The organism is Streptomyces sp. NPDC089919, from assembly GCF_040684615.1.
Taxonomy (GTDB): Bacteria; Actinomycetota; Actinomycetes; order Streptomycetales; family Streptomycetaceae; genus Streptomyces.
Genome location: NZ_JBFBGK010000182.1, coordinates 1 through 8,419 on the forward strand (window position 1 = coordinate 1; position 8,419 = coordinate 8,419).

Annotated in this window: 4 protein-coding genes; 1 reads left to right on the forward strand and 3 read right to left on the reverse strand. The window is 74.7% G+C overall.

Features of this window, described 5'->3' with window-relative positions; all coding sequences use genetic code 11:
• Positions 1-8: 8 nt before the first annotated feature.
• Both AB0O40_RS36855 and AB0O40_RS36860 read right to left on the reverse strand, forming a co-directional pair.
• Complete coding sequence (locus tag AB0O40_RS36855) at positions 9-2,966, reverse strand: tetratricopeptide repeat protein (protein ID WP_365050473.1); 2,958 nt, start codon at positions 2,964-2,966, stop codon at positions 9-11.
• Entirely contained in the window at positions 2,963-4,846 is a 1,884-nt protein-coding gene (locus tag AB0O40_RS36860) for an HSP90 family protein (protein ID WP_365050475.1), read from the reverse strand. Before AB0O40_RS36860 ends, AB0O40_RS36855 begins: the two co-directional genes overlap by 4 nt.
• Positions 4,847-5,243: 397 nt before the next feature.
• Between AB0O40_RS36860 and AB0O40_RS36865 the strand changes: the two genes are divergently transcribed.
• Complete coding sequence (locus tag AB0O40_RS36865) at positions 5,244-6,677, forward strand: phosphatidylinositol-specific phospholipase C domain-containing protein (protein WP_365050477.1); 1,434 nt, start codon at positions 5,244-5,246, stop codon at positions 6,675-6,677.
• Positions 6,678-6,756: 79 nt separating this feature from the next.
• Here AB0O40_RS36865 and AB0O40_RS36870 read toward each other — a convergent pair.
• On the reverse strand, positions 6,757-8,419 hold a 1,663-nt coding region (locus AB0O40_RS36870), incomplete at its 5' end, for a PHB depolymerase family esterase (protein WP_365050479.1).

Below are 8,419 nucleotides of genomic sequence, written 5' to 3' on the forward strand. Positions count from 1 at the left end.
GTAGGGGCCTAGAACAGGGACTGGCCGCCGTCGATGGTGAGGACCGAGCCGGTGACGTAGGGGTTGGACATGAGGAAGAGGGCGGCGGAGGCGGCGGCCCGGCCCCGGGCCTGGTCGGTCCAGGCGGCGGCCACGACGCACTGGTAGCGCTGCTCCAGGGCCTCCTCGCCGAACTCCTCGTACAGCGCGGCGGCCCGCTCCCACAGGGACACCGCCTCCGCACGCAGGACGTCGCGCTGCTCGGGCGCCAACGGGGCGGCGGGAGCGGGGGCGTCCTCCGGCGCTTCCGCCACCGGGTCGGCGGCGTCGACCCGTTCGGCGATGAGCTGGCCGGTCTGCTGCCAGGTCTGGGCGCGTTCGTAGCGCAGTGCCGGGTCCTGCGGTGCGGCGGCACCGTCCAGGACCGCCAGGGCCCGGTCCATCAACTGCCGTCCCCGGGCGGTGTTCTCGTCGTCCGCGCCGTCCCGGACGGCCAGCCAGGCGAGCGAGCGCAGGCAGCGCACCTCGGCGACCGGCTCGTCGCCGGTCCGGCCCCACAGCGCGACCGCCCGCTCGTAGGCCGCGGCCGCCTCCCGGCCCAGCCCCGCCCGGGACAGGGCGTCCGCGGCGGCCTGGGCGCAGTGCGCCTGGAGGTGGGTGTGGTCCCAGGCCCCGGCGGTCTCGGCGGCCAGCAGGTACTGCTCGGCGGCGCCCCGCCAGTCCTGGACGTCGCAGAGGAGCCCGCCCAGGAAGCGGCGGGCGGACATGCCCTCCCGGTCGTCGAGGGCGACCAGGTCCGCCACGGCGGACTGGAGCACTTCGGCCGCCTCGGCCGTGCGCCCGGCGTCGGCGTACGCCTGGGCGAGGGTTTGCCGGGCCCTGGCCCCGGCGGTCGCGGTGAGCCCGGCCCGGTCGAGCCGGTGCACCGCGGCCAGCGCGTGCCCGGCGGCCTCCTCGGCCCGGCCCTCGCCCGCCAGCAGGACGTCCACGAGCGTGAGCAGCGCCTCGGCCGCCTCCTCGGCGTCGGTGGCCTCGCCGGTGTGGCCCAGGGCCGTCCGGGCGGCCTCCTCGGCCGCGGCGAACTGTCCGCGGGCGGTCAGCAGTCCGGCCCGCAGCGTGAGCGGGGCGACGGTCTCCCAGGGATGGCCGGCGGCGAGGGCCCGCTCGGCCGCCGACTCCAGCAGGGCCTCGGCGTGCTCGGTGCGCCCCGCGCCGAGGGCGATCCGGGCCAGCTGCGTCTCGGCCTCGGCGACCAGGTCGGCGGTCTGCGCCCCGTCCGCCCCCGCGGCCTGCCCGAACGCGGCGACGAACGCCTCGAGACCGGTCACGAACTCGGCGTCCGGGCCCGCCGGGTGGACCTCGGCCTCCTGATGGCGCAGGGCAGCCTCGATGCGCAGGACGCTGAACCGGGCGGCGGCGATCCGGCGGGTCCGGTCGGGGTCCGCGGGGTCGAGCGACCCCGCGGCCCGCTCCGCCTCGGCGAGCAGGGCGCGGACTTCCTGGGGAGCGGCGCCGCCGTGCGCGGCGGCACCGGCGACGCCCAGGGCCGCGAAGGCGGCGCGCGAGGCCTCGCCGACGGCGGTGTGCGCGGCCTGCGCCTGCTCGAAGAGGGCGCGGGCCCCCGCGTCGTCCCCGGCGCGGCCGGTACGGATGGCCCGGCGCTCCAGGAGGTCCCCGACCAGCGCCGGGTCCTCCGGCAGCTCCTCGCCCGCGCCGGTGCGGGCCGCCACCTGGTCCCACAGGGCCGTGGCCGTCGGGTGGCCGGCCCGGCGGGCGGCCCGGGCCCGCGCGACGAGGCCGGCCAGCGGCTCGACACCCGGTGCGGTCGCAGCCGCGACCGGCGCAGCGGCCGTCCCCGGCGCGGCGGTCGGCAGCGGGGTGCTGCGGACCCCGAGCGGCAGGGCCTCGACCAGCGGCGCGCCGGCGATGCGGGCGCGGAGCTGGTCGGAGATGTGGGTGTTGCCGTTGCGGGCGTCGAAGCGGCCGGCGATCCCGGTCGCCTCGGCGTGCAGCAGGGCCGACAGCTCGGCGACGGTGCGCGGCGCGCCCTGGTACGGGACGGCCGGCCGGTCGCCGTGCCCCAGCTCGGTCAGCCGGCGCAGCAGGACGAGGACTCCCCCGGCGAACTCCAGCCGTACGCCCGGGGAGACCACCCGCTCCACGTAGCCGGCGTGCTCGGCCAGGATCTCCAGGCCGCGGGGTTCGTTGCCGGTCAGGGCGCAGAACTCGATGTGCTCCCCGACGGCCCGCATCAGGCTCTCGTTGCCCCGGGTCATGCGGTAGCCGCGCAGGTGGTAGGCGCGGGCCTGGTCGTGCCGGCCGAGCCGGAGCAGCGGCAGCAGGGCCCGGGCGAGGACCCGGTGCGGTTCCTCCCGGCAGACCTGGCGGCCTTCGAGCACCGGTTCCCAGACCTCGATGGCCTGCTCGTCGCGGCCCTGGAGGGCGCGGTGCCGGCCCTGGGTGTGGATCTCGCAGGCGTGGCAGTCGCTCATGGCGTCCCGCTCCGCCGCCCGCCAGGCCTCGATCGCGCGGTCGGCGCGCGCGGTGTCCCCGATGGCGTCGGCGAGGTGGAACTCCGCCTGGTGCACGGCGCGCTCGCTGTAGCCGGCGAGCCGGTAGCGGCGGCCCATGTCCTCCAGCCAGCGGGTGGCGGTGGCGACGGGGATGTCCGGGGAGCTGACGATCAGGCCGGCCACCCACTTGAACCGCCAGAACAGGCCGTGGGTGTCGCTCCGCCCGAAGGCCGCCGGGTCCCGGTCGTACTCCTGGAGCAGCCGGGCGAAGGGCACCACCAGCTTGGCGCGCTCGGCGCTGTACTCGTAGGCCTCGATGAGGACGGCGAGGGACGTGCGGAACAGGCCGCGGTCGCCGCTGGCCTCGGCCGCGGTGCACAGGGCCTCGGCGTGGGCGTTGCGGGCGGCGCCGTAGGGGGACTGCTCGTTCTCCTCGAGCCCCTGGTAGATCTCACGGATGCTCAGGCTGGTCACTTCTGGTCCTTCTCGGGTGCGGCGCTCGGCGCGGCGGGGTGGGTGGCCCATTCCAGGAGCCCGAGGAAGGCCCGGTTGAGCAGGGTGGAGTCGGCGGGGCGCAGCGGCCGCTGGGCCATCAGCAGGGCCTGGCCGTAGAGGGATTCGACGGCGGTGCCGGTGAGGTCCGGGTCGGGCAGCGCGGCGATCCGGCGCACCAGCGGGTTGTCGTGGTTGAGGACCAGCCGGGCGCGCGGGGCGCTGCCGCGCAAGGCGCCGAGGATGTCCTGCCACAGCGCGTCGGCGCTCTCCTCGGCGGTGCCGAGGTCGCGCTCGTGGCGGGCCTGGCGGTCGTCGAGGTACAGAGCGGGGACGGTGACCGGCTGGAAGGCGCGCAGGGCGACGTCGCAGGCGTGCGGGTCGAGCCGGGTGCGGGCGGTGGCGAGGAAGCCGGCCAGGGCCAGTTCGTCGGTGGGGTCGACGGGGTCGAGCCGGTCGGTGACGGCCCCGGCGTCGAGCTCGCGGACCGTGACCCCGGGGCGGACCGCGGGCAGCAGGGCGAGCAGGTCGGCGTCGTAGGTGTAGCCGGCGTTGACCACGCCGAGGCCGTGGGCGGCCGCGATCGGGGCGATCTGGCGGAACTCCTCGACGGTCCGGGTGAAGTGGACCTCGGGGTGGGCGGTGGCGAACTCGGCCAGGCTCACCCGGCCGTCGCTGGTCTCGAAGGGCAGCCAGGGCAGCATCAGGCCCAGCAGCTCGGCATCGTGCCGGGCCAGCGACTTCACGCCCAGGTGGTGCACGCCGAGGAAGGCGGCCAGCCGCTCGGGGTCGCCGGCGGCCAGTTCGCCGAGCCAGTGCCGGACCCGCTGCCCGAGGGCGTCGCGGACGGCCGCCAGGGTCTCGTCGTCGTAGAGGTTCTCGCGGGAGGCGGTGGGGCGCAGTACGTCGGTGTCGAGGACGACGCGGACGAAGAAGGCCCAGTCGGGCAGGAGGTTGTCCGCCCGGTCGGTGAGCAGCATGCCCTTGAGGTGGACGCGGTGGCCGGCCCGGTGGGCCGGGCTGGTCGCCTCGGGCAGGACGTACGCCACGCCGCGCACGCCGGCCACCGGCAGGTCGAGGTCGATGGCGTCGAGCGGGGTGAAGCCGAAGAGCGCGGCGCAGTGCCCCGCCAGGGCGGCGCGGCGGGCCGCCGGGGTGGGGAAGGCTCGCTCCCACACGGCGGGGCGGTCGGTGACCGGGCGGGCCGTGCCGGAGCCGTCCTCGAAGGTGATGTCGTACGGCAGGAGGGCGCCGAAGTCCCGGGCCAGCTGCTCGACGCGGGCCGGCTCGGTCCACTCCTCGGCGCCGGGCCGGGGCTCCAGGACCACGGTGGTGCCGGGCTCGGGCCGGGCCTCGGGCGGCAGGACGCGGACGGTGTACGAGCCGTCGTCGCAGGCCAGCCACTCCACGGGCGGGGCCTGCGGGTCGCGGGCCGAGCGGGTGACCACCCGGATCCGGCGGGCCACCACGAAGCAGGCCAGCAGTCCGATGCCGAACTGGCCCAGGAACTCCTGGCGGGCGGTCTCCAGGCCGTGCTCCCCGCCGCGCTTGGAGCTGCGGCCGATGGTGGCGAGCAGGGAGTGGGCCTCGGCCTCGGTCAGGCCGATGCCGCTGTCCTCGATGGACACCCGGCCGGCCTCGGCGGCCAGCCGGATGCGCACGGGCGCGGCCGGGTCGTGGGCCGTGCGGGCGGTGACCGCGTCGACGGCGTTCTGAAGCAGCTCGCGGACGTACACCCGCGGGCTGGAGTAGAGGTGGTGCGAGAGCAGGTCGACCAGGCCGCGCAGGTCGACCTGGAAGCTGTTGGCCGCCGGGGGCGGGTCGGCGGGACCGGTGTCCCGGGCAGGGACGGCTGATGTCATGGCGTGTCACCTCGCGGACGCGTGAAGGAGCGCGATCGCGAGGTTCCCCCCCTCATCGATCGCCGGGAGAGGCACAGCGTAGACGGTCCCGCCGACAATCACCGTGGGTATATCGCCGCAGGCGGGCGGGGGCGGAGGCGGCAAAAGTAGCCGCGCCCGTACTTCTGCGGGTGGAACTGCATGGTCCGGCTCCGCTTCCGTGCGGTTGGCTGGGGGCATCCGAGCCGGGGGCACGACCAGCTCCCCTCGGACGGGTCCGGCGCCGCCCTGCCACCCCCTGGCGGGTGAACCGGCGCCGGGCTCCGGGACCTTCCGCACTCTGGTCGCCGTACCGCACCCGCCGACGCCGGCGGCCGCTTTCCATCAGGGGAACTTTCACATGAGAACCAGAGGTGCCGTGCCTCGCCCGGGAGCCTTCCACCGCTCCCGCCTGCTGCGCCTGCTCGTCCTGCCGGTGCTGCCGCTCCTCGTCCTGGCCTCGGCACTGACCGCGCCGACCGGCGCGGTCGCGGCGGACAGCAAGTACGGCTACAGCCGCTACGACCAGTGGTCCTGGCTGACCACGCACAACTCCTACGCCAGCGGCAACGCGGGTTCACCGATGAACCCGGACCAGTCGGAGACCATCAAGCAGCAGCTCGAGGGCGGGGTGCGGGCGCTGATGCTCGACACCTACGACCCCAATGGCAACGGTCCCGTCGAGATGTGCCACGGCAGCAACCTCTTCTGCTACGACGACTTCAAGGTCGCGCTGCTGACCATCGTCAACTTCCTCAAGAAGAACCCGCAGGAAGTGGTGACCGTCTTCCTGGAGAACTACGCCAGCCAGGAGACCCTGACCAGGGACATCACGAACATGCTGAACGCCTCGGGCGGCAGCAAGTACCTGTTCAACCAGAACAAGTACGGCATCTTCAGCAACAACTGGCCGCGCCTGCGCGACATGGTCGCCGACGACCAGCGCCTGGTGATCTTCCAGGACAGCTGGGACGACACGGCCCTCGGCTCCGGCACGCTGATGAACACCTGGACCCACACCGTCGAGAACAAGTACGGCTACGGGATCAAGGGCACCCCCAACGGCTGCGCGGTCCGGGACCACAGCCAGCCGCTGAACACCAAGACCATGCCGGGGACGAAGGGCCTCACCCCGCTGTTCACGATGAACCAGTTCAACTCGGACGAGATCGACCCGGCGCCGTCCGCGCCCCGTGACAACGGCAGCGCCCTCAAGAAGCGCATCGAGACGTGCAAGGACGTCGCCGAGCGGGTCCCGAACTTCGTGGCGGTGAACTTCTACCAGGTCAGCGACCGTTCGGGGATCACCCCGATGTCGGCGGTGGACGACCTCAACATCGCCGGCTACGTCTACCCGCCGGACCCGGCGGTGTGGGTGGTCAACGGCAAGCAGTACCGCAGCACCGTGGGCTCGAACCGGTGCATGGTCCGCGGTGACGAGTTCTCCGACGGCAGCGGCGGCCTGGTGACCCAGCGCGCCTGCGCCGACCCGGTGCCCAGCAGCCACCAGTGGACGGCCACCAAGCCGGACTACGACGGCAAGGGCTACTACTGGATCAAGGCCGGGAACGGCACCTGCCTGACGGTCCCGTACAACAACGGCACGCCTCCCGGCAACGGCACCCAGCTGTTCTGGTGGCCCTGCGAGACCAAGAACTTCTCCGGCAGCCAGCTGTGGAACGTCATGCCCAACGACGCCGGCCGGAGCTACTACTTCGTCAACCAGTGGACCGGCAAGTGCCTGGCCCTGGATCCGGCGACGGCGACCGCGAAGGCCGGCAAGGTCGTCCAGGCCGCCTGCCCCTCGCGCTGACGACCGGCACGGGAGCACGAACCGGGGGCCCGGCCCGGCACCGCAGCGCGCGGTGCCGGGCCGGGCCCTCGTCGCGTCGTCAGCGGTACTCGACCGTCAGCGCGGGCCGGGGCGCGGTGGCGAGGAAGAGGTACGCCGTCGCGCTTTGGGGCGTGGCGAAGCGCAGCCTGAGCTGGGTGGTGCCGGTCCGGTCGAGGGCCGCCAGGGCCGCGGCGGACAGGTCCGTGGACCGCCCGCTCCCCGCCGGGAGCTCCGCGGCGGCCGGGACGGTGGCGGGTGCGCCCCAGTCGGCCGCCTCGGTGGCACAGGAGCTGCCGAAGCAGCCGGTGCGCAGGTCCAGCAGCAGGCGGTTGCCGGGCGGCGAGGCCCAGGGGTCTCCGGAGCCGCCGGCCCGGGTGGTGCTCAGGTACGCCCGGACGAGCTGCTTGCCCGCGGGGATGCGGGAGGTGTCGAAGGAGAGCAGGGTGCGGTTGTCCTTGCCGTCGGCGCCGCGGCCCAGGGCCAGGCCGGAGCTGCCCTCCAGGGTGCCGACGGCGGCGCCGGAGCCGTCGGGGGCGGCCTTCACGTATCCGTCCTGGGCGTCCACGGACGGGAGGGTGACGCTGGTGGGGGCGGGCGGTTCGGTGCCGGCACCGCCGAGGGCGCGGACCATGTTCATGATGGCCTCGAGCTGCTTGCCGCCGTGGTGCGCGTACGCGGTGTCGCCGAGGTAACCCCACCAGTTCCAGCATCCGTTGGGGTTGTCGAGGGTGGCGGTGGGCACTGCCTGGGGGTAGAGGACGAGCAGGTGGTTGGTGTCCGCGTACTCGTCGAGGTGCGCGGTGTCGATGAAGGTCGTGCCGAAGGACTGGTACGAGTACCCCTGCTTGCAGCCGTGCAGGGCCACCACCAGCCGGCAGGGGGTGGCCGCGTCGGCGCAGCCGGCGGGCTGGTAGAGGAAGCCCGCGTCGTCCATGGAGACGGCGGCGGCCGAGCCGCCGGGCACGTACCGGTTCTGGTCGAAGCGGATCAGGGAGCCGCCGGCCGCGGGCGCCGGGTCGGCGACGGTGCCCATGAGGTGGCCCAGCAGGTCGCGTTCGGCGTCGATCCCGCAGGAGTTGACGTACGGGCTGCGGGTGACGGTGCACGGGTTCGGCCCCAGCGGGCTGATCCAGGCGTGCCCGGCCGCGGTCGAGGACTCGTACCGCACCCGGGCGCCGAACCGCCCGTAGTACGCGGCCAGGGCACCGGCTACCGGCTGCTCGACGGTGCTGTCCCTGGTCCCGCTGAAGACGTAGACCGGGTCGCCGGCGAGGTTGGCGACGGGGTCGACCAGGCCCTGGGCGGACCAGTCGCGGGTGGTGCGTTCGAGCTGGTCGAGCTGGAGGTCCTGGTACGTCTTCATGCACGCGTACTGGGCCCGGTAGAGGTCGCCCTGCGCGCAGTCGTACGGTCCGGCGGCGAAGACCGCGGAGCCGGCGAAGGTCCCGGAGTAGGCGATGTGCAGCTGGGTGGCCAGGTAGCCCCCGGAGGAGACCCCGGCGGTGTAGGCGGCGGTCAGGGTGTGGGGGGCTAGCGCGCCGGGCACGGGGGCGGGGGCCGCCCCCGCGGGGGCCGCGGGGAGCACGGCGGCGGCGCCGAGCGAGAGGAGCACGGCGAGCCGGCGCAAGCACCCCGGCACCGGCCGGGAGCCGCGGGGCCATGTCGCCACCGGCGTCGGCGGCGGCACCACCACCGAGTCCAACCCCGTCAAGATCGCGGCA